26 protein-coding genes and 1 riboswitch are annotated in these 26,038 nt (G+C 69.1%); of the genes, 13 read left to right on the top strand and 13 right to left on the bottom strand.

Translation table 11 applies throughout. The features are described from left to right. Together K8556_RS12655 and K8556_RS12650 are read right to left on the bottom strand one after the other, a co-directional pair. Entirely contained in the window at positions 1-4,848 is a 4,848-nt protein-coding gene (locus tag K8556_RS12655; RefSeq protein ID WP_223740307.1) for an RHS repeat domain-containing protein, read from the bottom strand. 204 nt (positions 4,849-5,052) lie between these two features. Next, positions 5,053-6,480, bottom strand: a complete 1,428-nt coding sequence (locus K8556_RS12650; protein ID WP_223740306.1) for a carotenoid oxygenase family protein — start codon at positions 6,478-6,480, stop codon at positions 5,053-5,055. A gap of 96 nt (positions 6,481-6,576) precedes the next feature. On the opposite strand from K8556_RS12650, the gene K8556_RS12645 reads away from it, so the two are divergent. The 3 genes from K8556_RS12645 (at position 6,577) to K8556_RS12635 (ending at position 8,942) form a co-directional block, all read left to right on the top strand. Continuing rightward, complete coding sequence (locus K8556_RS12645) at positions 6,577-7,317, top strand: TetR/AcrR family transcriptional regulator (RefSeq protein ID WP_223740305.1); 741 nt, start codon at positions 6,577-6,579, stop codon at positions 7,315-7,317. A gap of 64 nt (positions 7,318-7,381) precedes the next feature. After that, entirely contained in the window at positions 7,382-8,764 is a 1,383-nt protein-coding gene (locus tag K8556_RS12640) for a P1 family peptidase (RefSeq protein ID WP_223740304.1), read from the top strand. A 55-nt stretch (positions 8,765-8,819) separates the two neighbouring features. Continuing rightward, on the top strand, positions 8,820-8,942 hold the full coding sequence (locus tag K8556_RS12635) for a hypothetical protein (protein ID WP_014396669.1): 123 nt from the start codon (positions 8,820-8,822) through the stop codon (positions 8,940-8,942). A 37-nt stretch (positions 8,943-8,979) separates the two neighbouring features. On the opposite strand, the gene K8556_RS12630 is transcribed toward K8556_RS12635, so the two are convergent. Then, positions 8,980-9,504, bottom strand: coding sequence for a hypothetical protein (locus K8556_RS12630; protein WP_223740303.1), 525 nt, complete (start codon positions 9,502-9,504; stop codon positions 8,980-8,982). Between the two features lie 92 nt (positions 9,505-9,596). Here K8556_RS12630 and K8556_RS12625 point away from each other — a divergent pair, with 92 nt between their 5' ends. The 3 genes from K8556_RS12625 (at position 9,597) to K8556_RS12615 (ending at position 13,724) form a co-directional block, all read left to right on the top strand. Beyond that, complete coding sequence (locus tag K8556_RS12625) at positions 9,597-10,748, top strand: AI-2E family transporter (RefSeq protein ID WP_223740302.1); 1,152 nt, start codon at positions 9,597-9,599, stop codon at positions 10,746-10,748. 48 nt (positions 10,749-10,796) lie between these two features. Beyond that, positions 10,797-11,834, top strand: a complete 1,038-nt coding sequence (locus K8556_RS12620; protein ID WP_223740301.1) for a hypothetical protein — start codon at positions 10,797-10,799, stop codon at positions 11,832-11,834. 120 nt (positions 11,835-11,954) lie between these two features. After that, a complete protein-coding gene (locus K8556_RS12615) occupies positions 11,955-13,724 on the top strand; it encodes a CotH kinase family protein (RefSeq protein ID WP_223740300.1) in 1,770 nt (589 codons plus the stop codon). A gap of 45 nt (positions 13,725-13,769) precedes the next feature. Here K8556_RS12615 and K8556_RS12610 read toward each other — a convergent pair whose 3' ends face one another. Then, complete coding sequence (locus K8556_RS12610) at positions 13,770-14,537, bottom strand: polysaccharide lyase (RefSeq protein ID WP_223740299.1); 768 nt, start codon at positions 14,535-14,537, stop codon at positions 13,770-13,772. Between the two features lie 135 nt (positions 14,538-14,672). After that, positions 14,673-14,742: riboswitch (guanidine-III (ykkC-III) riboswitch) on the top strand. Between the two features lie 17 nt (positions 14,743-14,759). On the opposite strand from K8556_RS12610, the gene sugE reads away from it, so the two are divergent. Together sugE and K8556_RS12600 are read left to right on the top strand one after the other, a co-directional pair. Then, on the top strand, positions 14,760-15,089 hold the full coding sequence (gene sugE / locus K8556_RS12605) for a quaternary ammonium compound efflux SMR transporter SugE (protein WP_223740298.1): 330 nt from the start codon (positions 14,760-14,762) through the stop codon (positions 15,087-15,089). Between the two features lie 105 nt (positions 15,090-15,194). Further along, on the top strand, positions 15,195-15,926 hold the full coding sequence (locus K8556_RS12600) for a glutathione S-transferase (RefSeq protein WP_223740297.1): 732 nt from the start codon (positions 15,195-15,197) through the stop codon (positions 15,924-15,926). On the opposite strand, the gene K8556_RS12595 is transcribed toward K8556_RS12600, so the two are convergent. The 3 genes from K8556_RS12595 to K8556_RS12585 are packed head-to-tail and all read right to left on the bottom strand — an operon-like array spanning position 15,893 to position 17,384. Further along, positions 15,893-16,189 carry a Carotenogenesis protein CarS gene (locus tag K8556_RS12595; RefSeq protein ID WP_223740296.1) on the bottom strand — a complete coding sequence of 99 codons (297 nt, stop codon included), beginning with the start codon at positions 16,187-16,189 and terminating at the stop codon, positions 15,893-15,895. The two genes, K8556_RS12600 and K8556_RS12595, sit on opposite strands and share 34 nt — an antisense overlap. Then, positions 16,186-16,845, bottom strand: coding sequence for a DUF1109 domain-containing protein (locus K8556_RS12590; protein ID WP_223740295.1), 660 nt, complete (start codon positions 16,843-16,845; stop codon positions 16,186-16,188). Before K8556_RS12590 ends, K8556_RS12595 begins: the two co-directional genes overlap by 4 nt. Further along, positions 16,842-17,384 carry an RNA polymerase sigma factor gene (locus tag K8556_RS12585; protein ID WP_223740510.1) on the bottom strand — a complete coding sequence of 181 codons (543 nt, stop codon included), beginning with the start codon at positions 17,382-17,384 and terminating at the stop codon, positions 16,842-16,844. Before K8556_RS12585 ends, K8556_RS12590 begins: the two co-directional genes overlap by 4 nt. Positions 17,385-17,572: 188 nt before the next feature. On the opposite strand from K8556_RS12585, the gene K8556_RS12580 reads away from it, so the two are divergent. Both K8556_RS12580 and K8556_RS12575 read left to right on the top strand, forming a co-directional pair. Next, positions 17,573-18,109 (top strand): DUF2378 family protein, encoded by a 537-nt coding sequence (locus K8556_RS12580; protein ID WP_223740294.1) that lies wholly within the window; start codon positions 17,573-17,575, stop codon positions 18,107-18,109. A gap of 75 nt (positions 18,110-18,184) precedes the next feature. After that, positions 18,185-18,673 carry a peptidylprolyl isomerase gene (locus tag K8556_RS12575; protein WP_223740293.1) on the top strand — a complete coding sequence of 163 codons (489 nt, stop codon included), beginning with the start codon at positions 18,185-18,187 and terminating at the stop codon, positions 18,671-18,673. Here K8556_RS12575 and K8556_RS12570 read toward each other — a convergent pair. The 6 genes from K8556_RS12570 to K8556_RS12545 form a co-directional block, all read right to left on the bottom strand. Then, entirely contained in the window at positions 18,667-19,941 is a 1,275-nt protein-coding gene (locus tag K8556_RS12570; RefSeq protein ID WP_223740292.1) for a DEAD/DEAH box helicase, read from the bottom strand. The genes K8556_RS12575 and K8556_RS12570 overlap by 7 nt on opposite strands. Before the next feature lie 73 nt (positions 19,942-20,014). Further along, entirely contained in the window at positions 20,015-20,869 is an 855-nt protein-coding gene (gene fghA / locus K8556_RS12565; RefSeq protein ID WP_223740291.1) for an S-formylglutathione hydrolase, read from the bottom strand. After that, entirely contained in the window at positions 20,866-21,978 is a 1,113-nt protein-coding gene (locus K8556_RS12560; protein WP_223740290.1) for an S-(hydroxymethyl)glutathione dehydrogenase/class III alcohol dehydrogenase, read from the bottom strand. Before K8556_RS12560 ends, fghA begins: the two co-directional genes overlap by 4 nt. Positions 21,979-22,078: 100 nt before the next feature. Further along, the gene (locus tag K8556_RS12555) at positions 22,079-22,828 is read right to left on the bottom strand and encodes a response regulator transcription factor (RefSeq protein ID WP_223740289.1); all 750 of its coding nucleotides are present in this window, start codon (positions 22,826-22,828) and stop codon (positions 22,079-22,081) included. Positions 22,829-22,849: 21 nt separating this feature from the next. Beyond that, on the bottom strand, positions 22,850-24,133 hold the full coding sequence (locus K8556_RS12550; RefSeq protein WP_223740288.1) for a sensor histidine kinase: 1,284 nt from the start codon (positions 24,131-24,133) through the stop codon (positions 22,850-22,852). A 93-nt stretch (positions 24,134-24,226) separates the two neighbouring features. Further along, complete coding sequence (locus K8556_RS12545) at positions 24,227-24,646, bottom strand: hypothetical protein (RefSeq protein WP_223740287.1); 420 nt, start codon at positions 24,644-24,646, stop codon at positions 24,227-24,229. Positions 24,647-24,747: 101 nt separating this feature from the next. Here K8556_RS12545 and K8556_RS12540 point away from each other — a divergent pair, with 101 nt between their 5' ends. From K8556_RS12540 to K8556_RS12530, 3 genes are read left to right on the top strand one after another with little or no spacing between them, the layout of a single operon-like run. Continuing rightward, positions 24,748-25,524 (top strand): HesA/MoeB/ThiF family protein, encoded by a 777-nt coding sequence (locus tag K8556_RS12540; protein ID WP_223740286.1) that lies wholly within the window; start codon positions 24,748-24,750, stop codon positions 25,522-25,524. Beyond that, on the top strand, positions 25,512-25,751 hold the full coding sequence (locus tag K8556_RS12535) for a sulfurtransferase TusA family protein (RefSeq protein WP_223740285.1): 240 nt from the start codon (positions 25,512-25,514) through the stop codon (positions 25,749-25,751). The genes K8556_RS12540 and K8556_RS12535 overlap by 13 nt, the downstream gene beginning before the upstream one ends. A gap of 4 nt (positions 25,752-25,755) precedes the next feature. Continuing rightward, positions 25,756-26,028: a ubiquitin-like small modifier protein 1 gene (locus tag K8556_RS12530; RefSeq protein ID WP_223740284.1), complete on the top strand. Its 273-nt coding sequence runs from the start codon at positions 25,756-25,758 to the stop codon at positions 26,026-26,028. Positions 26,029-26,038: the final 10 nt, after the last annotated feature.

Genomic DNA, 26,038 nt, shown 5'->3' with positions numbered 1-26,038 from the left:
TCAGTAACTGCCGTATGGCGAGGGCAGGACGGCACCCGTCACCCCGCCGACGCTGAAACCGGAGCCAAGAGCAGGTGTGGGCGGCACCACGTAGGGGTTGTTGATGGCTCGCTGCCGGATGCGATTCCTGACCGCCCCCTTGATCGACGTACGGGATCCCAGGCTCTTCGCGCTGAGTCCAGCCACCGGGGCAAATGCCAGCGCCGCGATGAATGAAGTGTCGAAGTTGACGGCCCCCGTCGTGATGAACTGCGCGGTCACATTGAGGGTCGCGCTTTCGGCGAGGGCTGTCACGGCCGTGGCCGTCTTGCTGGCCGCGTACTTGACGGCTGCGCTCCCCAGGATGGTTCTGTCGGCGACCAGTTGTCCGATCTTCGCGCCGATAGACTCGACTCCGCTGCCGAGGGCTCCCCCGAGGGCTCCCCCGACGGTTCCGACGGTCACGGTCAGGAGGGTATCAAGGGTGAAGAAGTTGTCCGTGAAGCTCCCATTGCCTTGCGCGGACTGGTCAATGGCGTTGAACACACTCCCGGTGAGGCTGCCCGCGAATCCCGCAGTGGCGCCGATCGCGATGCTTCCAGCAAGCCCAACAGCCCCGAAGACGAGCCCCCCGATCCCCACGGTGGCGACGGCGACGGCAATGCCCGCGAGGAAGCCAAACCATCCCCAGAACCCCCACGCATGCCCGGTGGGGTCGGACAGCATCACCGGGTTGCCGTTGGCGTACTCGTAGCGGTTGAAGAGGGGCAGGCTGTCGAGGCTCATGAAGCGCATGAGCCCCGGGTCGTAGTAGCGCGCCCGCATGTAGATGAGGCCCGACTCCGCGTCCCGGTACTCCCCCTTGAAGCCGAAGGGATTGGCCTTGAGATCAAAGGGATCCTGGACCGCTCCCGAGGCCCCGTCCCGCTCGCCATAGGCGCTGAAGCGGTTGCCGTCGAACTGGACGCCCCCCAGGACGCCGCCGGGATACGTGCGTTGCGCGATGACGTGGTTCTTGTCGTGGAGCAGCAGTTGCCGGGATTGAAGGGGCTCGGGGTTCCTGCGGGCGACGCGCATGGAGCCCACCATGGCGCCGCTGAGATGGGTGTCGGCCGCGAACGTCTGGGCGGCGCTCATCTTGCCGCGGGCCTCGTGGACGAGGTTGGGCACTTCATCCGCGTCGTAGTAGTAGCGCAGGGCCGCTCCGTCCGCGCCGTACTTGCTCTTCCTCAGCCCATCCGGGTGATAGTCATAGGCGAAGCTTTTCCCTGCGCTGTCGACGAACCCCGTGAGCTGGTTCAGGAGGTTGTAGCTGAACTTCCTGCCGGTGCCGTCCTCCGTGAGATTGCCACGATCATCGTGGACGGGGACCCGCCGGGCGCCGCTCGAATCCTGGATGGACACGAGCTGGTTGTCCTCGTCGTATGTGAACACCGTCCCTTCGACCTGGCGGCCGCGGGTGAGTACTCGCTTCACCACGTTCCCCGCGACGTCGTAGACATACTCGCGGAGGATCTGCACCAGGCCCGACGCGTTCCTCTCTTCCTCCTGGATGAGTTGCCCCAGCCCGTTGTACTGGTAGTCCACCCGGCGGTTGAGCGCGGCGTTCTGCGGCTGACTCGGGGACGCGTAGGCCACGCGGGTGAGCTTCCGGCTGAGGTCGTCGTAGGTATAGGTGATGGACAGGAGGGCCGGAGCGATGATGTCCAGGGGCAGCGGTTTGGTGATGGCTTGATGAACCCGCCCGAAGTTGTCGTAGGTGAAGGTGGTAAAGGCAGTCAGCGTGTGGCTCAGGGTCTTCAGCTTGCCACTGTGCACCGCGCTCTCCGCCTTCGAATAGTATTCGAAGGTGACGGAGCCGACGAAGGTGCCCGGTAGGGGAAGGGGGATGGTGGGCACCGGGTCCACCATCCGTGACTGGAGTTGCCCTTGGGGCGTATAGGTCAGCTTGAAGCTGGTGCCCGTGGAGTCGGTGAAGCGGACCAGTTGGTTGTTCTGGGAGGAGTACTCCCATATCTGGGTCCTCCCGTCGGGTTTGTACTGGAGGGACGTGAGCAATCCATCCATGGAGTAGGTGTACTCGGTCTTGTCGGAGGACGTGCCGCCCGCCAGGTGCTCCAGGGACAGCAGGCGCTGGGTCTGGGGATCGTAGGTCCGGACGAACTCACGTTTCACCGCACCTTCGGTGAACTCCATCCGGGTGAGTGCGTTGCGGGCGTCAAACTGCTGGGTGAACTGGGTGCCGCCGCCCCCCAGGATGTTCCAGGTCGTGGGATTGCCGTGGGCATCGTTGAGGAAGGACTCCGCCCGTCCCTTGGGCAGGAGGATGGACGTGAGGCGGTTGATGTTGTCGTAGGAGAAGGTGGGGCCGCTGACGGAGGTCGTTTCGTTCCTTTGCTGGCGCGTCCGCTGGGTGCGGATGACGTTGCCGAACAGGTCCCGGCCCTCCACATGGACGACCTGGATTCCGTCGCTCGTCTGGACCACGGTCTTCACCGCGTTGCCATCGATGTCCCGGGTGATGTGATGCGTGAGGAAGTCCGGTCGGGTCTTGCTGCCCTGCCTCATGAGGACGACCTGGCCAAAGCCGTCATAGCCGGTGGCGGTGACCTGGGTGACCCCCGGGGTGGAGGGGATGATCTCCTCCACGGTGACCTGCCCCCTATCGTTGAAGGTCCGCTTGCGGCTCAGGATGCCATTGAACGACTCGGATTGGGTCCGGGCGACCTCGTCATAGGTGTAGGTGCGCGCGTTGCCCAGCGCGTCCGTGACCTTGGATAGGCGTCCTCGGCGGTCATATTCATGGGTCACCTTGGAGTTGTCGCCCAGGATTCCGGACTCACTGACGAGGCGTCCGTGCTCGTCGAAGGTCCGGGTCGCGAGGGTGCGCCTGCTCTTGTTCGGCCCGGCGTTGTCGAATCGCCGGGTCATCAGGCCCAGGCTGTTGAATTCGGTGACGGTCTGGTACCCGTTCGCCCGCTCTTCCGTGACGGTCCGCAGGGTGTCGTCATAGATCCACCGGGTGGTTGTATTCAGGGGATCCACCGTGGAGGTCTTGCGTCCCAGGGCGTCGTAGGTGTGGGTGGCGACGTTGTTCCGCGCATCGGTCTCTGACACAAGGAGGCCGAGGGTGGTGTCGATTTCCTGGAGGGTGGTGAACCCGGAGGCATCCGTCGACGTGAGGGTGAGGCGGTGCTTCGCCGGGTCGTAGCTGTAGGAAAGCTCCTGGGACGTGATCAGGCCCTGGTCGGGCGTCAGGTCTTTCGATTCCTGCCGGGTGATCCGCCCCTTGCCGTCATGGGTAAAGGTGGAGCGCCGGATGGGATTGAACACGGCGCCCCCGACGAACCCCACGTCACTCCGGACAACGAGGTGTCCGTCTGGGTGCAATGTCCGCCGGGTCCGGGTGACGACCGGATCGGCAGTGAACTTCCCTCTGGCATGGTAGTCGCGGACTGTGTGTTGCGTGAGCAGCCCGAAGCGGGGGTCGTAGGAGAACGTCTCTTGCTTCTCCTTCCGGAAGGACTTGCCGATCGCCGCGAAGGACTCCCTTATGCGTGTGGGTTGTCCCTTTTTATTGTAATCGAGTTCCTTTTTCTGGGAACGATAGGACCAGGTGCTGCCGGAGTTGAAGGTCTGCGTCTCCACCTGGACGGGGAGTTGATAGTTCGGATGTGTTGAACTGAGCTCCTTGAGGGAGCTTAGCAGGCCCTTCAGGGTCTGGCCTGGATACTGGAAGATTGTCTTGGATATCGGCTTGTGGGGTTTGGTGCCTGTGTACACATCGGTGTGCATCTCCAGGTGCAATTGGTTGTAGAAGTGGAAGGTGATCGTGACTCCGTCGTCCACCCTGGTGATGTATTCGAATCCCTTCTTCCTCTCCATCAGGGGATCCTGCTGATTGGAGTTGAAGAAGAGACCGGGGTACCCGGTGTAGTTGTGACGGCCTTCGCCCCAGCCGAATTTGTAGCGCGTGGTGTGAGAGGTTCCCTGGAAGGTCCGAGTGATCTCCTGGACAACGACCAGCGACTCTGTTCCCTGGGAGCCCTTCGCTGGGATCGAATTATAGAGGAACTCACTTGTGAGTCCGCTGGGGGACTGAATGCTGGCGAGCAGGCCCTTGGTTGAGCCGACGTCCTTGTGGCTCAACAGGGTTTCGCGTCCCGTGGGGCCCACGTACTTCTTCATCCGGAGGAACTCGCTCGTTTTGTAGAACTCGAAGCGGATGCTCCGCGCAATGCCTTCCCCTTGGGGGAAGGTGATCTGGGTCGCCATCTCCTCATGCGTGAAGGTGAAGGTCTGTCCGTAGGTGTCGACGATGCGCTGGAGCGTGGATTGAAGGACGGAGGTGTCGTCGGCTTCGTTGTAATAATAGAGGATGTGATTGTTGTGGACATCCGCGCTGGCGATGAGCCGTCCGGATTTGTCGAAGTACTGCTTCGCCCCGTTCAGGAAGGAGAGGACGTTGCGGTACGTGCGATTGCTGCCTGGGTCGAAGGGGAGCGCCGGAAGGTCGGGGAATGCCTCCAGGGACATGTTCTTCAGGAACGCGTACCGCAGGCCCTGTGGCCACGCTGGATCCACGGTGTAGGTTTCGCGGCCGTTGACGGTAAGTTGTCCGCCCACGATGTAGCTCAGGCGGTAGCGCCAGGGCGCGGGGAGACCGAGGATGCGTCGGTCCGCTCCCGGCAGGGGCTGCGAGTAATCAAGGCCCAGGTCGACATCGAGTCCCGCGATGCCCGGCACCACGGGCACGCTCAGGGAGAGGTGGACCCGCCCCGTGCGCAGGTTGACGTCACCGGTGAGCGGGTCATGGAAGTTGTATGCGTTGGAGAGCTCACCCTGCTCAGCGAGGTCGGTTGCGGCCATGGGGTGCGTCCTTTGGCGGTCGGGAGCCAAAGACTGACAGACGCGAATTCGCGCGGTGAAGCGCCCGGGAGGGCAGGTCTCATCCGTGCGAGGGATTGCCACGGCTGGCGGCGGGTCACGCTCTTCGTGTCATCTCCTCTGACAAGCGTGATGACGCGAACCGGCGTGATCCACCGCGAGAGGTAGGGATTGCCTTTCGGGAAGTCACCGTTCAGTTGCGAACCCGCCGTGGAACGTGGGCGGCAGGGCGTGGTTGAAGTGGCAGCGCGCCACGGGCCCGTCCTCCAGGTGGCGCGCGTCCAGCACGGCGACGTGGGACGTGTCCGTCTTCGCGTCGAACACCTGCGTGAGCACCCAGCCGTCGTCCTCGGCGCTTCCGCCGGGGCGGGGGACGAAGACGGGCTCGGAGGGGTAGGTGTCCTCGCCCAGGGAGGCCGTGGTCATGCGGCCGGTGGCCATGTCCATGCGCGCCACGCCGTCGAAGAGGCCGCGCCGGGCTTCATCGCTCCGGTGCACGCCCAGGTAGAGCGTCTGGTGCGCGCGGCCCACGACGCCGGGGGCCACGCGGGGGAACTCGCAGCTAAGGTCCGCGCGCTGTTCGGTGCGGAAGGTGCGCGCCTTCAGGTCCACCACCGCCCGGTGCAGCATGCCCTTCGCGTCCAGGGACGTGGGGCCGCGCACCAGCTCGCCCAGCCACTGGTTCGTCGTGAAGTCGGGGTAGCGCACGTAGTCCACCACCAACGTGTCGCCCTGCTCGTACGCGTTGCCGAAGTGCCACAGGTAGAAGGCGTCCGTGGTGATGCGCACCGGGTGCGCCACGTCGTCGATGGGCACCACCAGCACGTCCGCGCCCGCCTCCGGCCGCCACCGCAGGTTCTCCGAGTAGGAGCCCACCCGCAGCAGCGCGCGGAAGAGGTTCAAGCGCAGCGGTGAGAGGAAGAAGACGAGGTAGCGGTCCGTGGCGATGAAGTCGTGCACCATGGTCGCGCCCGGCAGCTTCACCGTGCCCAGCCGCCGCGCAGGGCCGCCGTCCGGCAGCGCGTAGAGGTCCGCCAGCGTCTCCCGGCCGTAGCGGATGCCGAAGTTGTAGGACGCCTTGCGCGACGGCACGCGGTGCGGGTGCGCGGAGAACGTCTCCACCACCGTGCCGTCGAAGTCCGTCTCGCCCAGCGTGGACAGGTCCTCCGGGGACACCTCCACCGGCACGCTGCCCTCGAAGAGGGCGTACAGCTTGCCGTTCCACGCCATCACGGACGTGTTCGCTGAGTTCTTGCGCACGTCGCGCAGCTTGTGCAGCAGCGGCGTGGGCGTGCCGTACGCGCCGTAGCGCTGCGAGGACGCCTGGCGCTCCGCCACCATGGTGGGCGTGTCCAGCAGCCGCGACGCCCCCGTCACCCCGTCCGCCCCGAAGCGCACGCCCAGCATCCCGCCGTCCCCGTCGAACCAGTGCTGGTACGGCCGGCCGTGCACGTCGAACGTCCACGGCCCCACCCGGTACAGCGAGCCCCGCAGCCCCTCCGGCACCTGGCCCTCCACCCGCAGCGGCTCGAAGCCGTGCTGGCGGGGAAGCGCGCGGAACGCCCGCAGCCAGCCCGGCGCGGAGGACATCGTCTGCTTCATCGCGGTCGTCATGACGGCTCCCTTTCCAGTGCAACGTGAGGGCGCGGAAGGCCCCGCGCCAACCCCAGAGTGTAGACACTGTAAACATCGCATGTTTCCGGCGTCAACATGGATGTTGACGCTGGCAACTTCGCGCGGCGGATGCTCAAGTCGCGCGGGCGGCACCAGGCGCGCGAGGAGGCACGGACGTTGGCGACGCGGGGCAAGCGGAAGCAGGCGGCGGAGGCACCGGAGGACAAGGGCCGCTACCACCACGGGGACCTGCGCCAGGCGCTGGTGGACGCGGCGGTGGCGCTCATCGCCGAGGAGGGCTTCGGGGCGCTGTCCCTGCGGGAGGTGGCGCGGCGGGCGGGGGTCACCCACGCGGCGCCGTACCGGCACTTCGCGGACAAGGAGGCGCTGCTGGAGGCGGTGGCGCACGAGGGCTTCCGCGCCATGGCGCGCGAGATGCGCGAGCGCATGGCCCCGCACACCGGCCCCCTGGAGCGGCTGTACGCGGCGGGCGAGGCCTACGTGCTGTTCGCCGTGCGCCACCCGCCGCACTTCCGGGTGATGTTCGGCCCGCACTTCACCCGGCCCATGTCACCGCCCCCGGAGCCGGAGGGAGAGCCGGGCGCCTTCACGCTCCTGGTGAGCAGCATCGAGGCGGGACAGGCGGCGGGCCTGCTGCGCCCCGGCGAGTCGCGGCCCCTCACGCTCACCGCGTGGTCGCTCGTGCACGGGCTCGCCTCGCTGTTCGTGGACCGGCAGCTCGGTGAGTCCCCGCAGGGCGCGGAGGCCGCGGAGGCGCTCGCCCGCGTGCAGACGCGGCTGCTCGTGGAGGGGCTGAGGCCTCCCGCACGCGGCTGAACGTTCGCGCCGGTCGGTAGGGAAGCAGGGTTGACCGTCGGAGATTGTCGGGTACGGTCGGCGCATGGTGCGGATACCGGAAGAGAATGGGCCGAGGGTCCGGGCGCGGGAGCTGGGGCTGCCGCTGGGGCGCTTCAAGCCGGGCAGGTACAACGCCATCACCGACGTCGAAGGCGTGCTGGTGGGCCACACCACGCTCATCGAAGGCTCGGGGCCGCTGCGGCCCGGCTACGGCCCGGTGCGCACGGGCGTCACGGCCATCCTGCCCAACCTGGGCAACATCTTCATGGAACGCATGAGCGGGGGCGGCTTCGTGCTCAACGGCGCGGGCGAGGTCTCCGGCATGACGCAGCTCATGGAGTGGGGCCTCATCGAGACGCCCATCCTCCTCACCAACACCATGGCCGTGGGCGCCGTGTCCGACGGCGTGGCCAACTACCTCGTCCAGCGCTACCCGGGCATCGGCGACGAGCACGACGTCATCATCCCCGTGGTGGGCGAGTGCGACGACTCGTGGCTCAACGACATCTCCGGCCGCCACGTGCGCCAGGAGCACGTCGTCGCCGCCATCAACAACGCGAAGTCCGGCCCGGTGCAGGAGGGCAACGTCGGCGGCGGCACCGGCATGGTGACGTGCGACTTCAAGGGCGGCATCGGCACGTCCTCGCGCAAGCTGCCGGAGGTGCTGGGCGGCTACACGCTGGGCGTGCTCGTCATGTCCAACTTCGGGAAGATGCACAACCTGCGCGTGGGCGGCCTGCCGGTGGGCGAGGTGCTGGTGGAGAAGTTCAAGAACACCCCCCACCGCGGCAAGTCCTACGGCTCCATCATCGCGGTGGTCGCCACGGACGCGCCGCTGCTCAGCCATCAGATCAACCGCCTCTGCAAGCGCGTGGGCCTGGGCATCGGCCGCGTGGGCAGCTACGCGGCGCACGGCTCGGGTGAAATCGTGGTGGGCTTCTCCACCGCGAACATCATCCCCAGGCGCACCCAGAAGATGGTCTACAAGATGAAGATCCTCCTGGATCAGCGCCTGGACCCCCTCTACGAGGCGGTGATGGAGGCCACGGAGGAGGCCATCCTCAACGCCATGTGCATGGCGGAGCCCATGACGGGGGTGAACGACAACTACTCGCCCGCGCTGCCCCTGGACGAGGTCCGCCGCTTCGTGGACGCCTGCCGCCCCATCTTCGCCTCGGTGAAGAAGCGCCCCCACCAGACGAGCGTGCCGGCCTCCAAGGAGCGCCCCAGCGACGAGGACCGGGAGGGGGACGTGACGCTGGGCAGCGCCCAGCCCACCCGGGTCCGCAGCGCGGAGGGCATTCCCTTCCCGACCCGTCCGGCCCCCAACGAGCCCCCCCCGGACGGCGGGCCCGGCCCCGCGCCGCGAGCCGACGGGGCGCCCGTCCCGGAGGACCCCGAGGGTTCCTCTTCCGGGAGCCCGTAGGCTTCTGATAGGTAAGCCCCCCTTTGCTCCATTCCGGAGACCAGGAGCCACCCACATGGCCAACAGCAAGAGCAAGCACCGCCGCGTGCAGATGAAGATCCGTCAGCACTGGAAGAAGCGGATCAAGAAGCAGAAGGAAGCCGCCAAGGCCGCCGCCGCCGAAGGCAAGAAGAAGTAATTCTGCCGCCCTGGCGCCGCTCCCGGCGGCCCTGGCTTCACTGCCGGGTCGCCGTGAAGGGGCGCGCCACGTTGCACCGAAGGGCGCTGGTCCCCTGGATGCGCGAGAACTGGCCGGTGAAGTTCCCGGACAGGCCGCCGTGGACCAGGCCCCCGTCGTCGTCTCCGCCGCCGGTGTGGGTCGCGTTGAGGGTGTAGATCGTGCTCACCCCGCCATCGCTGCTGGGCGGCGGCAGGCCGGTCAGGGTCAGATCGCCGCTCGCGTACACCTGACCCGTCAGCGGCACCCCCGCCAGTGAGCCCGTGAGCATGCCGCCCTCGCCGCGCTGGATGCTCAGCACCTCGCCGTCGGCCAGGGGCTGCACGTTCAGGTTCACGCACTCGGCGGGCAGCCCCGCGTCCCCCATGAACCTCAGCGGGTAGGTGCCCTCCACGGCGGGGCAGTTGTCCGTGCAGGCCGCGTTCTGGCTCTCGTCACAGCCGGCCGGACCGAGCATCAGGAAGGCGCTGGCGACCACCGCGGTGGCGGCGGCCGCCAGGGGAGCGAAACGTCCAGAAGTCATGGATGGCCTCTTGGTGAAGGGAGGGACGGACTTCCTGCTGGGAAACTCCGTTCCTACGTTGCGTTCAGCGGGTCTGGGGACGGGGTGGGGCGGTGACGGCGGGCGATTCGAAGCGGTGGTCCAATTTCATCTTCGCGGGGCTGTTCGCGCTCGCGCTGATTCTCTTTTCACGCATCCTGCTGCCGTTCCTGATGCCGGTGCTGCTGGGCGGCTTCCTGGTCGTCCTGTTCATGCCCATCCAGGACTCCTTGGACCGCCGGCTCCAGGGCCGCAAGTCCCTGGCGGCCGGACTGTCCACCCTCGCGGTGTTCCTGCTGATCCTGGCCCCGCTGGCGCTGGTGGGCTGGATGGTGGCCCGCGAGGTGCTCCAGTTCGTGGGCCAGGCGCAGGACCTGTTGGATCAGGTGGACCTGCGCCACCACTTCCTCAACAGCCTGCCCCGGGGCCTCGCCCGCTACGTGCACTTCGATCCGGAGAGCTCGGAGACGGAGCGCCTGCTGATGACGGCGGTGTCGGGCGGCGCGGGGCTGCTCGCGGACCTGGTGGGCGCCGGCACGGAGCTGCTCGTCAACATGTTCCTGATGACGGTCGCCATGTACTACTTCTTCCTGGACGGCCGTCGTCTGGTGAACGAGGTGGCCCGGCTCATCCCCCTGGAGCGCCGCTACTTCGACGCCTTCTCCCACGAGTTCACGGACGTCGCGTACGCCATCATCTACGGCAACACCGTCACCGCGCTGGTGCAGGGCGCGGTGGGCTTCGTGGGGCTGCTCATCGCGGGCGTGCCGCACGCCGGGGTGTGGGGCGCGGCCATGGTGCTGGTGGCGCTGGTCCCGGTGGGCGGCACCGCGCTCGTGTGGGGGCCCATCGGCGTCATCCTCATCGCGGCCAACCGGGTGAGCGAGGGCGTGTTCCTGCTCGCGTGGGGCACCTTCCTGGTGGGCAGCATCGACAACGTCATCCGCCCCAGGCTGTGCGGCTCGCGCATGGCGCTGCATCCGCTGCTCGTCTTCCTGTCCATGTTCGGCGGGCTGGCGGTGTTCGGGATGATGGGCCTGCTGGTGGGGCCGCTCATCGCGTCCATCTTCATGGCCATGGTGCGCATCTACCGGCGTGACTTCCTGGGTCGTGCCCAGGAATCCCAGCCTGCTCCCGTGGTGTCCCAGGATTCCTCGCCTTCGCTCACCCCGCAGCCCGCGCCAGTGCCCTCCACGGCGAGCGTGGGTCACGTGATGAACGCCTGAGCCCCGAGCCTGGACTTCGCCCCGGCGCTGGGTGAACCTGACCGGCGCATGACGACCCCCCGAAGCACGAGGGTCCCCTCGGGACTGTCGCGGACCCTGGCCCTCATCGGGGCCCTGTCGGCTCCGGCCGCGGCGGCCTCCGACGTCCTGACGCCGCCGGCCTTCCATGGTGTCCGGGAATCCCCCGCGTGGCTGTCGCTGCGGCTGGGCACCGGGCCGTCCGGCAAGGCGCAGGCGCAGGCGGAGCCGGAGGTGGGCGCGCCCACCTGGGTGCGGCTCAACCTGTCCCTCACCGCGACGTGGCGGCGCTACTGCGCGCGGCCCGGCGTGGACAGTTGCGGCGCGTACGACCGGCTGCCGGAGGAGGATCAGCTCGGGGACACGTCGGACTTCTCGTCGTCGTATCCGTACCTGGGGCTGGCGCTGGAGGCGGAGGTGCTGCCGCTGGCGCGTCACCCCTCGTCGGTGCTGCGCGGGCTGGGGCTCCAACTGGGGGCGCAGCGGGGCTTCTCCAGCTCCGACGTGACGCTCACCGGGGACGGCGGCCAGACGCCGGTGCGCGAGGTGTCCGCCACGGACACGGCCTTCACCGCGCAGGCGATGTACCGCTTCTACTTCCGCTTCGGCACGACGCGTCCGCAGCAGGGCTACGTGGGCGCGCGCGCGGGCATCCAGACGCGCGCGTTCGACGTGGAGGCGACCGCGGACAACCCGCTGACCGGCACGCACCGCGTGTTCCCGTCCGTGGCGTTGGACCTGTCCGTGCCGCTGTTCAGCTCGGTGCGGCTGGACGCGTCGGGCGGGCTGTTGCTGTCCCCCAGGCCGGGGCACTCGCCGGACGCGGACGGCGGGCGGCGGGCGCTGGAGGTCCGCGACTACGGCACGTCCGTGTCCAGCTTCGGCTGGAGCGCGGAGCTGGGCGTGTCCGGGGACATCTGGGGACCGTTCGGCTACGACGTGGCCTGGCGGCTGGCGCACTTCAAGGACCAGTTCTCCGGGCCCGGCACTCTCACCGGTTGGAACAACGGCGGAGCGACCGAGGAGACGTACTCCAGCCTGCACGCCGGGTTGATCGCGACGTACTGACGTTGACGCTGTCGGACGAGCGACATCGCCCCGGAGCGCCGGTGTCGGCACTCCAGCACGATGACTACCCCTTGCCTCCACGGTCTGTCGCGGGCCGTGACGCAAGGGGGACGATTCTCGGTGCAATCCAGGCGATGGTGGACGCGGGGACTGGCGGGGCTGGCGTGCTTCGCCCTGGTGGCGTGCGGCGGCGGCGGTGACACCTCATCGCCCACGGACGACACGCCTTCCGGCACGGCCTCCGACGCGGGCACGCACCCGCAGTCCGGCGAGGGCACGGTGGATGGGGGCACGCAGCCTTCCTCCGACGCGGGCACGGGCGCCCCGACCGACGCGGGCTCCGGAACGCCGGACGCGGGAGCCGGGGACGCGGGCACGGCACCCCAGGCCTGCGCGCCCACCGCGGGCGACACGCGCTGGGTGCTGGAGGGCGAGCCCTTCGCCGCGAAGGTGACGTGCGCGACGGGGCTCGCGGAGGCCGGACTGCGCTTCGGGGTGAGGAACCTTCCGCCGGGCGCCACGTTCGACGCGGCCACCGCCACGCTGCGCTGGACGCCCGCGCTCAACCAGGGCGCGGTGTGGATGCTCACGCTGGAGGAGCGCACCACCGGCGAGACGGGCACGCTCAAGGTCGGCGTGGCCAACAACGACACCGCGCCGGGCAAGGTCGACATCGTCGACCCCGTGGCCTACACGGAGGAGTACGGGCTGCCCGTGGTGCACCTGTTCTTCAATCCGGACGTGGGCCTGACATCCGGCGCCTACCGGCCCGCGGAGGTGGTGTACCGGGGCCACCGCTACACGATTGACGCGAAGTACCGCGGGGCCACGTCCAGCGTGTTCCCCAAGCGCAGCCTGACGCTCAAGTTCGCGGAGGACGACCTGTTCTCCGAGCCCGTCTTCGGCGACGGCTTCAAGGACCGCAAGCGCGTGGTGCTCATCACCACGTTCAATGACAACTCCTACCTGCGCTCGCGGCTGGCGTTCGACCTGTGGAACCGGCTGTCCCCCAACGCCGTGCGCATCCGCACCTTCAGCGTGGTGGTGTACGCGAACAACAAGTACCGCGGGCTCTACACGGCGGCGGACCACGTGGACAAGCGGCTGATGGAGTGGAACGGCATCGACGATGACTCGGACCTCTTCAAGGCCGACACCGCGGACGCCAACTTCTCCCGCCTGACGCGCGGCGGGCAGACCAAGGCGAACCTCCACGTCGGCTTCGTGAAGGACGAGGGCACGCCGGATGAGAAGCAGCCCCACGCCTTCGACACGCTGGACGCCTTCGTCGCGTGGGTGGCGGACTCCAGCAACGACAGCTTCCGTCAGGAGTTCGGCGCGAAGCTGAAGGCGCGCGACTACGAGGACTGGTGGATCTTCAATACGCTCATCCAGGGCAATGACTCGCAGGCGAAGAACGCCTATCACGCGTACGACCCGAAGACGGGCGGGCCCTGGCGCTACATCCCGTGGGACCTGGACGCGAGCTTCGGGCAGAACTACGACACCACGCGCACCAGCGCCACGGCGCGGCCCACCTACGCGTCGGACAACCTGATCTTCAAGCGGATGCTGGCGGAGCCTGGCATCGCGGGCCCCCTGCGCGAGCGCTACCGCCAGGCCTTGAAGAACGAGCTGAGCGAGGCCCGGGTGCAGGCGATGATCGACGGCTACGTGCGGGAGCTGGGGCCCAACGCGCAGCGCGACGAGGCGCGGTGGGTGGAGCAGTACCGGAACTTCGCGAAGCCGGAGGCGGGGAGCGACGGGGGCTACAACAACTTCCCGGACTGGCACCTGCGCCAGGACTTCAAGACCCACGCGGAGGAGGTCGAGTACATCCGGCAGTGGGTGCACAAGCGCTGGGGCGCGTTCCAGTCACAACTGCCCTGAGGTTGGCGGCGCGGCGGGGGGAGGACCTCGCCGCGCCCACCGGGACTACCACTGCGCAGGGTCGGCGTCGGCGAACGTCGTGCCGGCCGCGATTTCGTCGAACCAGATGCTGCGGGTGGGCTGGGAGCCCTGCATGTACCCGCTGTCATGCCAGCCGTTGGCGTAGAGGCCCACGCGGAACTGGAAGTAGCGGTCGTCCGCCACGGTGGTGGCCAGGTTGAACTGCTCCAGGACCTTCACGCCGTCGAACCACAGCTTGATGTAGCCGGCGCTGTCGCTGGCCCACTTCACCTGCAGGATGACCTTGTGCCATTCCCCCGCGCTGACGGTGGCCAGGTTGGGGAAGGTGACGGTCTTCTGGGCGCAGACCGTGCCCTGCTTGACGCGGGTGTAGAACTGGTTGCCGGACAGCCACACCATGGTGGACGGCATGTAGTCGTCGCAGCCGGTGTTGGAAAAGTCCGCGATGAACTGCGCCAGGTTGTAGGACTGGGGCTGGAACTGCCAGTCCTGCTGCAGCCGGAAGGTGAAGCCGTAGAAGCCCATGTCGCCCCGGCGGTAGACGTTGTTCCTCACCACCTCCGAGTGGTACCGGCCCGTGTAGTTCGGGTCGTAGACCTGCGTGACCTTGATGGCGGTGGGGCCCTCGTAGGTGACGTTCGTGACCTCGTTCACGGAGCCGTTGTGCTCGCGGTTGATGGCGTTCCAACCGGTGAGCGTTCCGGTGTTGCGGAAGATCTCCGCTGCCTCCGCGACCAGCCCGAACGCGAACAGCGACACGCCGGCGGCCACGGCGAAAGGCTTGGCTTGCATTGGAAGGGCCTCTATTGGAAATTTACTGCTTTCTGGTTATTTCTAGTTTTCCTAGCTTAGCAGGCTGACGCCTCGTTTGTCTCGTGGAGAGGTGGCGCAAGGCGGTCATCCCGGTTAGTTTCCGCGGCGCGTGCGGAGGCCCCGGGGTGGGGCGTCCGAGCCCGGACGAGGTGCGCCGTACCCGGTCACGACAAGACGACGCCTTCACGGGAGTCGTGCGTCATGTCGTCGTCGTGGATCCTCCTCGTCATCGCGGGCCTGCTCGAAGTGGCCTGGACGGTGGGCCTCAAGTACACGCAGGGCTTCACCCGGCCGCTGCCCAGCGTGCTCACGGTGGGGGCCATCATCGCGAGCATGGGCCTGCTGGGCCTCGCGGTGAAGCAGCTCCCCATCGGCACGGCCTACGCGGTCTGGGTGGGCATCGGCGCGGCCGGCGCGGCCATCGCGGGCATGGTGCTCTTCCAGGAGCCGGCCACGCCCTCGCGCCTGTTCTTCCTGGGGCTGATGATCGTCGCCATCATCGGGCTGAAGTTCACCAGCGGAACGCACTGAGCCCGTGACCGTGGGGGAGTGAACCCTCCCCGCGGATGGGTTTCCAAGGCGCGCATCCCGCGAGCGCAGGATGCGCGCCGGTTCCCATCACGCGAGGTGACGGCGATGAGCGACGCGAAGTTCGAGCTGTACTACTGGCCCGGCATTCCCGGCCGGGGCGAGTTCGTGCGGCTGGTGCTGGAGGAGGCGGGCGCGGACTGGGTGGACGTGGGGCTGCAATCCGGCGGGAAGGCCGTCTCGGACATGCTCGGCAGGGCCCCCGTGCCCGCGTACGCGCCGCCGCTGCTCAAGGTGGGCGACGTCGTCATCTCCCAGGCGCCCAACATCTGCTCCTACCTGGGGGAGCGCTTCGGCCTGGTCCCCTCGGACGAGGCCTCGCGGCTGCACGCGCGTCAATTCCAGCTCACCGTCGCGGACGCCGTGGCGGAGGCGCATGACACGCACCACCCCGTCGCCGCCATGAAGTACTACGACGAGCAGAAGGCCGAGGCGAAGCGCCGCGCCGAGGACTTCCGCACCCAGCGCATCCCGAAGTTCCTGGGCTACTTCGAGCGCGTGCTGAAGGCGAACCCCCAGGGCGGAGGGAAGTTCCTCCTGGGCCGCGACTTCTCCTATCCGGAGCTGGCGCTGTACCAGTGGGTGGAGGGCCTGCTGTATGCCTTTCCCAATGCCATGCGCCGCGTCGCTCCGGACGTGCCCGGCGTGATGGCCCTGCGTCAGCGCGTCGCGGAGCGCCCCCGCATCGCCGCCTACAAGAAGTCCCCGCGCGCCCAGCCCTTCAATCCACAAGGCATCTTCCGGCACTACCCGGAGCTGGACGACCCGAACGCGACGTAGTGGCCCTCGGGCACCTCGACGAGCTCCCGGGCGAAGAACAGGTCCTCGCCCACGCCGGCCACGCGCACCTGGATGAGCGGGTCGCTCGGGTACTGCGTGTCCGGATCGTCGAACACCAGCGCCACGACGATGCCCACGCGGCCCAGGAAGCGCTCGGACACGGAGTCGTCCTGTTCGGTGCGGACGATCATCACCGCCGCGCCCATGCGCACCGGCGCGCCGTCCACGTCTTGCGTCAAGATGAGCGAGGGATCGTGCTTCATGGTGCGTAGGTCCGGGGTTTGAGTCGTTTCGACAGCGCCCAGGTCGTGAGCGTCAACAGCGCCCATGCCCCCAGGTGATAGATGGCCACGTGGCCAGGGCCCTGCTCACACGCCAGCTCCCCCACGAACGCGCCCACCGTCCCCACCGCCATTCCCGCCACCGCCGCGCGCAGCGGGTCGAACGCCGCCGACCGCAGCACCCCCAACGCCACCGCCAGGGGCCCCAGCGCCATCGCCACATGGCTCACCGTGCACACCCACTCGGGGAGGGTGGAAGGGCCCCGCGGGGCGGCCCGCGTCAGCACCAGCAACACGGCGCTCACCAGCGCCAGGCCCACGCCCACCTGCCGCAGCGCGCGCCCTCGCGGGGACAGGGCCCCCCAGGAGCACACCGCCCCCGTGGACAGCAGCAGCGCCAGCAGGGGCGCGCGGCCCATCAGCATCGCGCCCGTGGTGCGCCCCAGCGCCAGCAGCACGCCCGCCACCGCGAGCGCCATCCCCGCGGACGCCGCGAACAGCCCCACCGCCTGCGAACGCCACCCGCGCACCGGCCGCTTCAGGGCCAGCTCCGCGCGCGACGCCGCCAGCGCGCGCTCCATCGCCTTCGGATCCAGGCGGGGCGGGGCGGAACGCCATGGGTCGGACGGATGGCTCATGACATGTCCTCCAGTCCGCCCAGCAGCTCGCGCAGCTTCTCGTAGCCCCGGTGCGCCCGGAGCCGGGCCGCGCCCGCGCGGATGCCGCGCATCTCGGCGATCTCCTCGAAGGACCAGCCCTCCAGCTTGCTCAGCACCACCGCCTCGCGCTGCTCCACGGGCAACTGCTGGAGCGCGTCCTCGATGCGCCGGCGCATGGCCGGATCCCCGTCCGGCGCGGGCACCGACGTGGGGCCCTCCGGCGGCGCGTGCGCGTGCGCGTCCACGTGCTGCTGGTGCCGCAGCGCGTCCCGGGCCGCGTTCGCCGCGATGGTGAGCAGCCAGGGAGTGAAGCGCGTGCCCCGCTCGTAGCGGCCCCGGGCGCGGATGACGGACAGGAACGTCGTCTGCATGAGGTCCTCCGCCAACGGCCCGTCCCGCACCATCCGGGCGAGGAAGCCGTGCACGCGCCCGGCGTGCCGGGCGAACAGCGCCTCGAACGCCGGCTGGTCTCCCTGGCAGAACTGGTCCATGAGCACTTCGTCCGTGACGCCTTCCATCGTCTGGCTCACGGACGGCCCTGCCCGGAAATCGTTTCCAGGGCCGGCCGATTGCCCCCCTGTCCACTCCAAGGCCTTGAAACGACAAGCGTTGGACGTGACATCGCCAGAGGGCTCGCTTCCAGGACCCGAAAGGGTAGTGTCGCGCGCCTTACAGGTTTCAACGCGTTTCCCCACTTCGAGCGTCCATGCCCCCGGCCGAGGTCGTCATCCAGTCCACGCTGTTCGAGTCGCTGGTGCGCTGCGTGCGGTTGGACAACGCGCTGCGCGAGCGCCTGGCGGCGGCGGGCTACGATCCGGACCGGCCCCGGGCCAGCTATCCGGCGTCGGTGTTCCTGCGCTGCCAGAACCTGGTGTTGCAGGCCGCGTACGCGGGCCGGCCTCGCGAGGAGGCCCTGCGGCAGATGGGCCGGGACCTGGTGCGCGGCTACTTCGAGACGCTGGTGGGCAAGGTGGTGAACGTGGCCCTGAAGGTCGCGGGCCCGGAGCGCGCGATGAAGCGGGTGGCGCTGAGCTTCCGCTCCGTGATGGAGCCGGTGGAGATCACCTCCGCGGAGCTGGGCCCCCAGGACTGGCGGGTGACGTTCCAGGGCTACCCCTTCCCGGCGGAGGCCGCGGCGGGGTGCTGCGAGGAGGCCCTGCGCCAGGCCGGCGCCGCCAACCCCAGCGCCGCCCTGGAGTCCGATGACGGGCACGGGCGCTTCGAGCTGCGCATGCGCTGGTAGGACGTCCCTGTGCACGCCGTAACGGTGATCATCATCCTTCCACCGCGACATGACTGAATGCGCTATGAGGGCCCCATGAAAATCGGCAAGGACAGCGTTGTCGCCATTGACTACAAACTGCACCTCGGAGACGGGAAGATCGTGGACGAGAGCGAGGCAGGCGAGCCGCTCGTCTACCTGCACGGCTACGAGGAGATCGTCCCCGGCCTGGAGAAGGCGCTGGAGGGCAAGGCCGCGGGCGAGTCGCTGAAGACGGTGGTCTCCGCGGCGGACGGCTACGGCGACTACGATCCGGAAGGCGTGGAGGAGGTCCCCCGGACCGAGTTCCCCGAGGACCTGGAGATCAAGGCCGGCGGCATCCTGAGCGCCACGGATCCGGAGGGCGACGAGGTCGACTTCCTGGTGAAGGAGGTGCGCAAGGACACGGTGCTGGTGGACTTCAACCACCCGTTCGCCGGCAAGGAGCTGCACTTCGAGGTCACCATCAAGGAAGTGCGCGCCGCCACGCCCGAGGAGCTCGAGCACGGCCACGCGCACGGCCCTGACGACGACCACGATCACTGACCGGCGGGGCCCTTCGGCCGGCCCTTGCCGTGCGTCCGGGCATGCCGCCCGGGCGCCGCGCCCTCGGGACGCTTGGAGCGTCCATGGTCGGCCTGGGGCGGCCCCGGGTCGCGCTGCTTCGCCAGGAACGCCTCCATCTCCCGCTTGAAGATGGGGTCCCTGCGCGGCACCTCCGTGCGCGGGAGTTCCTGGCGGATGATGCGCTCGATGTCCTGGAGCGTCCGGCGCTCCACCTCCAGCGCGAACAGCGACGCCCGCCCACTGGCCGCCGCGCGAGCGGTGCGGCCGATGCGGTGCACGTAGTCCTCCGGCCCGTGCGGCACGTCCAGGCTGATGACGTGGCCGATGTCATCCACGTCCAGCCCGCGCGCCGCCAGGTCGGTGGCCACGAGGCAGCGGTACTGCCCGCGGCGGAAGCCCTCCAGCGCCTGACGCCGCTGCGCCTGCGTGCGGCCCGCGTGCAGGGCGGCGGACTTGTGGCCCGCGGCGGCGAGCAATTCCTTCATCTTGTCCGCGCGCTGCTGGGTGCGCACGAACACGAGCGCGCTGGCCTGATCCTGTGAGAGGAGGGTGAGCAGCAGGGGCCACTTCTCCTCGGGCTTCACGATGTAGAGGTGCTGCTCGGCGCGAGGCGCGGGCGTGCCGCTGGGCGTCACTTCCACGCGCACGGGCCTGTGCAGGGCGCGCTGGCCGAAGCGCGTCACGTCCGCGCCCAGGGTGGCGGAGAACAGCAGCGTCTGGCGCTCGCGGGGCAGCGCGTGGAGGATCTGGTTGATCTGCGGCAGGAAGCCCATGTCGAGCATCCGGTCCGCCTCATCCAGCACCAGCGTCTGGATGCGCGACAGGTTCACGGCCTTCACGCCCAGCAGGTCCACCAGCCGGCCCGGCGTGGCGACGATGAGGGTGGGGCGCTCGCGCAGCGCATCCACCTGCGCGTTCATGTCCTCGCCGCCGACGATGAGCACGGGCCGGACACCCAGGGGCTCGCCGAAGAAGCGGGCCTGCTCCTCCACCTGCTGCGCCAACTCGCGCGTGGGGGTGAGGATGAGGCCCCGCGTGCCCTTCTCGCCCGCGAAGCGCTCAATCATGGGGAGCAGGTAGGCGGCCGTCTTGCCGGTGCCGGTGGCCGCGCAGCCGATGACGTCGCGGCCGGACAGCGCGGGCGGGATGGCCTGCGCCTGGATGGGCGTGGGGGTACCGAAGCGGGCACGCTTCACGGCGCCCAGCGTTTCGGGGGACAGGCCCAGGGACTTGAAGGAAGCACTCATGCCCCACGCCTCCCACGTCCGGGCCGGAGAGGGAAGGGGGATTGCGGGGGCATGAGTGCCCGGGGCCGCGGCTTCAGCCCGCGTTCAGCGCCGCGCCATGGTGGCGCAGGTGGTCTTCCATGAACGTGGAGACGAAGTAGTAGCCGTGGTCGTACCCCTCCTGCATGCGCAGGGTGAGGGGCTGGCCCGCCGCCTCGCAGGCTTCCTTGAGGAGGTGCGGGTGGAGCTGGTCCGGCAGGAACTTGTCCTTCGTCCCCTGGTCCACGAGCAGCGCCGGCACGCGCCGGCCGGCCTTCAGGAGCTCCGTGGCGTCGTACTCGCGCCACGCCGCCTCATCCGGCCCCAGGTAGCCGCCAAAGGCCTTCTTGCCCCAGGGGCTGCGGATGGGCGCGCCGATGGGCGCGAACGCGGACACGGACTTGTACCGGCCCGGGTCGCGCAGCGCCGTCACCAGCGCGCCGTGCCCGCCCATGGAGTGCCCGAAGATGCCCTCGCGGTCCATGCGCGCGGGGAAGTGCGCGCCAAGGATGCCGGGCAGCTCCCGCGTGACGTACGTGCCCATGCGGTAGCGCGCCTTCCACGGCTCCTGGGTGGCGTCCAGGTAGAAGCCCGCGCCGGTGCCGAAGTCCCAGTCCGCGTCCTCGCCCGGGATGCCCGCGCCGCGAGGACTGGTGTCCGGCGCCACGAGCATCAGCCCCAGCTCCGCCGCCACGCGCTGCGCGCCGCCCTTGGTGGCGAACGTCTCCTCCGTGCAGGTGAGGCCCGCCAGGTAGTACAGCACGGGCACCTTGCCGTGCTTCGCCTGGGGCGGGGTGTAGACGCTGAAGCGCATCTCACCGCCGCACGCCTCGGACGGGTGCTTCCAGAAGGACTGCGTCCCCCCGAAGCACGCGTGCTCGCTGACGAGCGTGGGAGTCACGGCGCTCATGCGTACTTCACCACGCTGCGGATGGACTTGCCCTCGTGCATCAGGTCGAAGCCGTGGTTGATCTCCTCCAGCTTCAGCGTGTGGGTGATCAGCGGGTCCACCTGGATCTTCCCGTCCATGTACCAGTCGACGATCTTCGGCACGTCCGTGCGGCCCCGGGCGCCGCCGAACGCGCTGCCCTTCCACACGCGGCCGGTGACGAGCTGGAACGGGCGGGTGCTGATCTCCTGCCCCGCGCCCGCCACGCCGATGATGATGCTCTCGCCCCAGCCGCGGTGGCAGCACTCCAGGGCCTGGCGCATCGTCTTCACGTTGCCGATGCACTCGAAGCTGTAGTCCGCGCCGCCGCCGGTGAGGTTCACGAGGTAGGGGACGAGGTCGCCTTCCACCTCCTTCGGGTTCACGAAGTGCGTCATGCCGAACTTCTCCGCGATCTCCTTGCGCGCGGGGTTCAGGTCCACGCCGACGATCATGTCCGCGCCCACCATGCGCGCGGCCTGCACGACGTTCAGGCCGATGCCGCCCAGGCCGAAGACGACGACCTTCGCGCCGGCCTCCACCTTCGCGGTGTAGACGACGGCGCCCACGCCGGTGGTGACGCCGCAGCCGATGTAGCAGACCTTGTCGAAGGGGGCGTCCTCGCGGATCTTCGCCACGGCGATCTCCGGCAGCACCGTGTAGTTCGCGAACGTGGAGCAGCCCATGTAGTGGTGGATCATCTGCTTGCCCAGGCGGAAGCGGCTGGTGCCATCCGGCATCAGGCCCTTGCCCTGCGTGGCGCGGATGGCCGTGCACAGGTTCGTCTTGCGCGACAGGCACGACTTACAGCCGCGGCACTCCGGCGTGTAGAGCGGGATGACGTGGTCGCCCTTCTTCACGCTGGTGACGCCCGGGCCCACGTCCACGACGATGCCCGCGCCCTCGTGGCCGAAGATGGCGGGGAACAGCCCCTCCGGGTCCGCGCCGGAGCGGGTGAACTCGTCGGTGTGGCACAGGCCGGTGGCCTTCAGCTCGATCAGCACCTCGCCCGCCTTGGGGCCCTCCAGGTGCACGGTTTCGATGCTCAGGGGCTTGCCGGCCTCGAAGGCGACGGCGGCGCGGACGTCCATGGTGGGGCTCCTGTCAGTGGGGAAGGAAGACTCCCCACTGTAGAAGCCACGCACCGCGTCGTCCGTGAAAAGAAGCGGCCCGACCCATCAGGGCCCGCTACTAGACGGAGATGAGCCCCTTGCGGATGCCCTCGGTGACGGCCTCCACGCGGTTCGTCACCTCGAGCTTCCGGTAGATGTGCTCCAGGTGCGTGCGGATGGTCGCCTTGGACAGCGACAGCAGCCGGGCCGCCTCGCTGTTGGACACGCCCTTGGCGATGAGCTGGAGGATCTCCCGCTCGCGGTCCGACAGCGGCTTGAGCAGCGGCTCCTGCGCGGACGCCTCTTCACCTGACGGCGCGGCCTCCACGGCGGACGGCGCCACGGCCAGGGGCTCCGTGGGCACGGGCGCGGTGTCCGGCTCCACGCGGAAGTGGCGCAGCAGGCGGCGCGCGAGGTTCGGCTGGATGACCGTGCCGCCCGCGCGCACCTCCTTGATGGCCTCCACGATCTTGTCCACCGTGGCGCCCTTGAGCAGGTAGCCGGACGCGCCCGCCTTCACGGCCTCCAGGACTTTGTCCTCCTCGTCGAAGATGGTGAAGATCAGGATCTCCACCTTCGGGAAGCGCGCCTTCACCTCGCGGGTGACGTCGATGCCGCTCATGCGCGGCAGGCCCAGGTCCAGCAGCAGCACGTCCGGCTGCTCGCGCTCCACCTCCACCAGCGCGGCCTCGCCGGACAGCGCGGTGCCCACGATGTCGATGTCCGGGTGGCCCTCGAAGAGGCGCAGTTGGTTCTTCAAAATCTTGGTCTGGTCCTCCACGACGAACACGCGGATGGGGAGGGCGGCGGCATTCGGGGTCGGGTCCACGGGGCGGGGCTCCGGTGCGTGTCAGGCGGAAAGACAGGGAAGGGAGAAGGCCACCTGGGCCCCGGCGCCGGGCGCCGAGTCCACCACGATGGAACCCCCGAGCTTCATGGCCCGCTCACGCATGTTGAGCAGGCCGTAGTGTCCACGCGGCGTGCGGCCCGGGTCGAAGCCCTTGCCGTTGTCGCGGACCACCAGGTGCACGCCCTCCGCGCTGAAGTCCAGGCGCACCTGGACCTCCTTCGCCTCCGCGTGCTTCGCGGCGTTGGACAGGCACTCCTGGAGGATGCGGAAGAGCGCCAACTGCGCGTCCGGGGGCAGCTTGCGCGCCAGGCCCGTGCGCTCGAACCGGATGTCCTGCCCGGTGCGGTCGCGGAAGGTCTTGATGTAGTCCTCCAGGCCCTGCGCCAGCTCGAAGTCGTCGCGCATCATCCGCAGGTTGCGGCGTAGCTCCTCGATGGACTCCTCCGCGGTGGCCTTCATCTCGCGGATCTCCGTGCGCAGCCCGTCCTCGCGCGCGAGGTTCAGGATGTACTCCGCCTGGATGATCATCGAGGACAGGGACGCGCCCAGGCCGTCGTGGATCTCGCGCGCCAGCCGGTTGCGCTCCTCCACCACCGCCAGCTCCTTCAGGTCGCCCTGCAGGGACACCACCTCGCGGTGCGCGGTGGCCTCGCGCTCGTTCAGGTACACGAGCACGTAGACGATGATGAAGTTGAGCCCCAGGTACCAGAGCAGCGTGAGCAGCTCCACCGCCGTCACGGAGCGGTTGAGCAGCAGGTCCAGGCGCGTGGTGATGGGCAGCGCCAGCAGCGGCGGCAGGATGGCCAGCGGCTTGGGGAAGAGGATGGCGAAGAGCGTGGTGAACAAGAGCTGCGTCGCCAGCAGCGGACTCTGGAGGCCGCCGCCCACCTGCGGCCGGGCGATGAGGACCACGGTGATCAGCAGGTCGCAGCACAGCGACAGGTACGTCACCCACCGGCCCGCCTTCGGGTGGTCGATGACGAGCAGGTTCGCGACGCTGTAGATGAGCATCGCGAAGTAGCCCAGGAAGGAGATGGGCCCGTTGAAGCCGAAGTAGCCGCTCCACGCGGGCACCGCGAGGATGAGCAGGCCCAACGTGAGGAACATCATCCGCGCGTAGAACAGCGCGCGGGCCCGGGCGACGAAGCGGTCCTGCTCCCAGGAGGCCGCCGCCTGCTCCGCGGACACGTTGTCCGTGAGGTTGCGGCGCTCCAGCACGGCGCGGACGCGGGCCTTCAGGTCATGGGCCGGGTGGTCGTCGCCGGGTCGGGGGTCGCTGTCCATTCGAGCGGCAGCTTACGGGACCTTCCCGGGGAGCGGAATTCCCGGCAAGCCGCCAGGTGAGCATCCTGGCGGGTCCGGGAGGGGAGCGGCGCGCTACTTGGAGGCGCCTTCGTCCACGCACGCCTTCTTGGCCTCGGGCTGGCGCTCCAGGACGAAGTCCAGGCGGTCCTTCGTCTCGCCCGTGCGCTCGTCGAACAGGGGCGTGCCGCCCGCGTACATGGTGCCCTTCTGGCTGCCGTACTTGTCCAGGTTGTGGGACTTCAGCCAGCCGTCCACGCAGGCCTCCAGGGCCAGGCGGTCGCTGGCGCCCGAGTCGTAGCTCACGGCGCTCGCGTCCTTCGTGCCGGCCTCGGCGGGGGCCTCCGGGGGAGCGGCCGTGTTGCCCGCCTGGAGCTCCTCCTTGACGGTGCCGGTCTGCGTGGCCGCGTCGGGGCTCTCCCCCGTGTTCTTGTGGCAGCCGACAGCCAGGGACAGCAGGGTGGAAAACACGAGCGCGCCGGTCAGGTTTTTCATATGTCCTGGCAGGTGAGGGCCGCTTGTGACGGCGGCGGTTTGAAGACGAGACGTGGAGCCGCCGCACCATATTCGTTCGTTCCTCGCGGAGCACCAGCCCCATGCACGGTTCCCCGGATACCGACCACCACGAACGCATTCCCCACGCCACCCGCATCGAGCGCGCGAGGGTGCTGGTGGTGGGAGCGGGCGGCCTGGGCTGCCCGGCGTCGCTCGCGCTGGCGCAGGGCGGTGTGGGCCACCTGACGCTGGTGGATCCGGACCGGGTGGACGTGACGAACCTGCCCCGGCAGCTCTGGCACCGCACCCGGGACGTGGGCCGCTTCAAGGCGGAGTCCGCCGCCGCCGGCCTGCTGCGCGCCTTCCCCGGCTTGAGCGTGGAGGCCCTGCCGGAGCGGCTGGACGCGAACAACGCCGAGGCGCTCTTCCGCGAGCACGACCTGGTGGTGGACGCCACCGACGGCGTCGCGACCAAGTTCTTCCTGTCGGACGTGGCGGTGCTCACCGGCGTGCCGCTCGTGTACGGCGGCGTGCTGCGCATGAGCGGCCAGGCCCTGCGGATCGACCCCGGCGGCCCGTGCCTGCGCTGCCTCTACGAGGACGTGCCGCCCCCGGACGCGGTGCCCACCTGCGCGCAGGCGGGCGTGCTGGGCGCGATGGCGGGGCTCATCGGCGCGGTGCAGGCGCTGCTCGCCCTGGAGCTGCTGGCGGGCGCGGCCACGGGCCCCCGGGGACAGGCCACGCTGCACGTGCTCGACGGGGAGACGCTGGAGGGGCGCACCGTGAAGGTGACGCGCGCGCCGGACTGCCCGGGGTGCGCCATCCAGACGCTGCCCCCGTTCCCTTCGTCCCAGGAGGACACCGCATGCCCGACGTGACGGCGACGTTGGACATCACCCGCGAGGTGTGTCCGATGACCTACGTGCGCACCAAGCTGAAGCTGGAGTCGCTGCCCCCGGACACGCTGCTGGAGGTGCTGCTCAAGGGCGACGAGCCCCTGAAGAACGTGCCCCGCAGCGCGAAGGACGAGGGCCACGACGTGGTGTCGCTGGACGCACGCGGGGACGGCACGCACCGGTTGATCATCCGCAAGCGGGGGAGCTGAGCGCATGGCCACGATTCGCATTCCGACACCCATGAGGACGCTGACGGGCAACAAGTCCGAGGTCCAGGCCACCGGCGCCACCGTGGGCGAGGTGCTGCGCGACCTGGACGCGCGCTACCCCGGCATGGGCGCGCGCCTCTTCGACGACAAGGGCGCCGTGCGCCGGTACGTGAACGTCTTCCTCAACGACGAGGACGTGCGCGCGCTCAAGGCCCTGGACACGCCCGTGAAGGACGCGGACCGCATCACCCTCATCCCCGCCATGGCGGGAGGCTGACCGGGGACGT

Origin of the sequence: Corallococcus sp. AS-1-12, from assembly GCF_020036995.1 — a bacterium.
Taxonomy (GTDB): Bacteria; Myxococcota; Myxococcia; order Myxococcales; family Myxococcaceae; genus Corallococcus.
This window is presented reverse-complemented; position numbering and strand designations above follow the sequence as displayed.

Bases quoted from the DNA above. Each gene is read 5' to 3' on its own strand.
- K8556_RS12610 (WP_223740299.1), bottom strand. From the start codon at position 14,537: ATGCAAGCCAAGCCTTTCGCCGTGGCCGCCGGCGTGTCGCTGTTCGCG.
- K8556_RS12530 (WP_223740284.1), top strand. From the start codon at position 25,756: ATGGCCACGATTCGCATTCCGACACCCATGAGGACGCTGACGGGCAAC.
- K8556_RS12550 (WP_223740288.1), bottom strand. From the start codon at position 24,133: ATGGACAGCGACCCCCGACCCGGCGACGACCACCCGGCCCATGACCTG.
- K8556_RS12620 (WP_223740301.1), top strand. From the start codon at position 10,797: ATGACGACCCCCCGAAGCACGAGGGTCCCCTCGGGACTGTCGCGGACC.
- fghA (WP_223740291.1), bottom strand. From the start codon at position 20,869: ATGAGCGCCGTGACTCCCACGCTCGTCAGCGAGCACGCGTGCTTCGGG.
- K8556_RS12540 (WP_223740286.1), top strand. From the start codon at position 24,748: ATGCACGGTTCCCCGGATACCGACCACCACGAACGCATTCCCCACGCC.
- sugE (WP_223740298.1), top strand. From the start codon at position 14,760: ATGTCGTCGTCGTGGATCCTCCTCGTCATCGCGGGCCTGCTCGAAGTG.
- K8556_RS12640 (WP_223740304.1), top strand. From the start codon at position 7,382: ATGGTGCGGATACCGGAAGAGAATGGGCCGAGGGTCCGGGCGCGGGAG.
- K8556_RS12635 (WP_014396669.1), top strand. From the start codon at position 8,820: ATGGCCAACAGCAAGAGCAAGCACCGCCGCGTGCAGATGAAGATCCGT.
- K8556_RS12595 (WP_223740296.1), bottom strand. From the start codon at position 16,189: ATGAAGCACGATCCCTCGCTCATCTTGACGCAAGACGTGGACGGCGCG.
- K8556_RS12535 (WP_223740285.1), top strand. From the start codon at position 25,512: ATGCCCGACGTGACGGCGACGTTGGACATCACCCGCGAGGTGTGTCCG.
- K8556_RS12580 (WP_223740294.1), top strand. From the start codon at position 17,573: ATGCCCCCGGCCGAGGTCGTCATCCAGTCCACGCTGTTCGAGTCGCTG.
- K8556_RS12650 (WP_223740306.1), bottom strand. From the start codon at position 6,480: ATGACGACCGCGATGAAGCAGACGATGTCCTCCGCGCCGGGCTGGCTG.
- K8556_RS12545 (WP_223740287.1), bottom strand. From the start codon at position 24,646: ATGAAAAACCTGACCGGCGCGCTCGTGTTTTCCACCCTGCTGTCCCTG.
- K8556_RS12645 (WP_223740305.1), top strand. From the start codon at position 6,577: ATGGATGTTGACGCTGGCAACTTCGCGCGGCGGATGCTCAAGTCGCGC.
- K8556_RS12585 (WP_223740510.1), bottom strand. From the start codon at position 17,384: ATGGAAGGCGTCACGGACGAAGTGCTCATGGACCAGTTCTGCCAGGGA.
- K8556_RS12630 (WP_223740303.1), bottom strand. From the start codon at position 9,504: ATGACTTCTGGACGTTTCGCTCCCCTGGCGGCCGCCGCCACCGCGGTG.
- K8556_RS12575 (WP_223740293.1), top strand. From the start codon at position 18,185: ATGAAAATCGGCAAGGACAGCGTTGTCGCCATTGACTACAAACTGCAC.
- K8556_RS12655 (WP_223740307.1), bottom strand. From the start codon at position 4,848: ATGGCCGCAACCGACCTCGCTGAGCAGGGTGAGCTCTCCAACGCATAC.
- K8556_RS12570 (WP_223740292.1), bottom strand. From the start codon at position 19,941: ATGAGTGCTTCCTTCAAGTCCCTGGGCCTGTCCCCCGAAACGCTGGGC.
- K8556_RS12560 (WP_223740290.1), bottom strand. From the start codon at position 21,978: ATGGACGTCCGCGCCGCCGTCGCCTTCGAGGCCGGCAAGCCCCTGAGC.
- K8556_RS12590 (WP_223740295.1), bottom strand. From the start codon at position 16,845: ATGAGCCATCCGTCCGACCCATGGCGTTCCGCCCCGCCCCGCCTGGAT.
- K8556_RS12600 (WP_223740297.1), top strand. From the start codon at position 15,195: ATGAGCGACGCGAAGTTCGAGCTGTACTACTGGCCCGGCATTCCCGGC.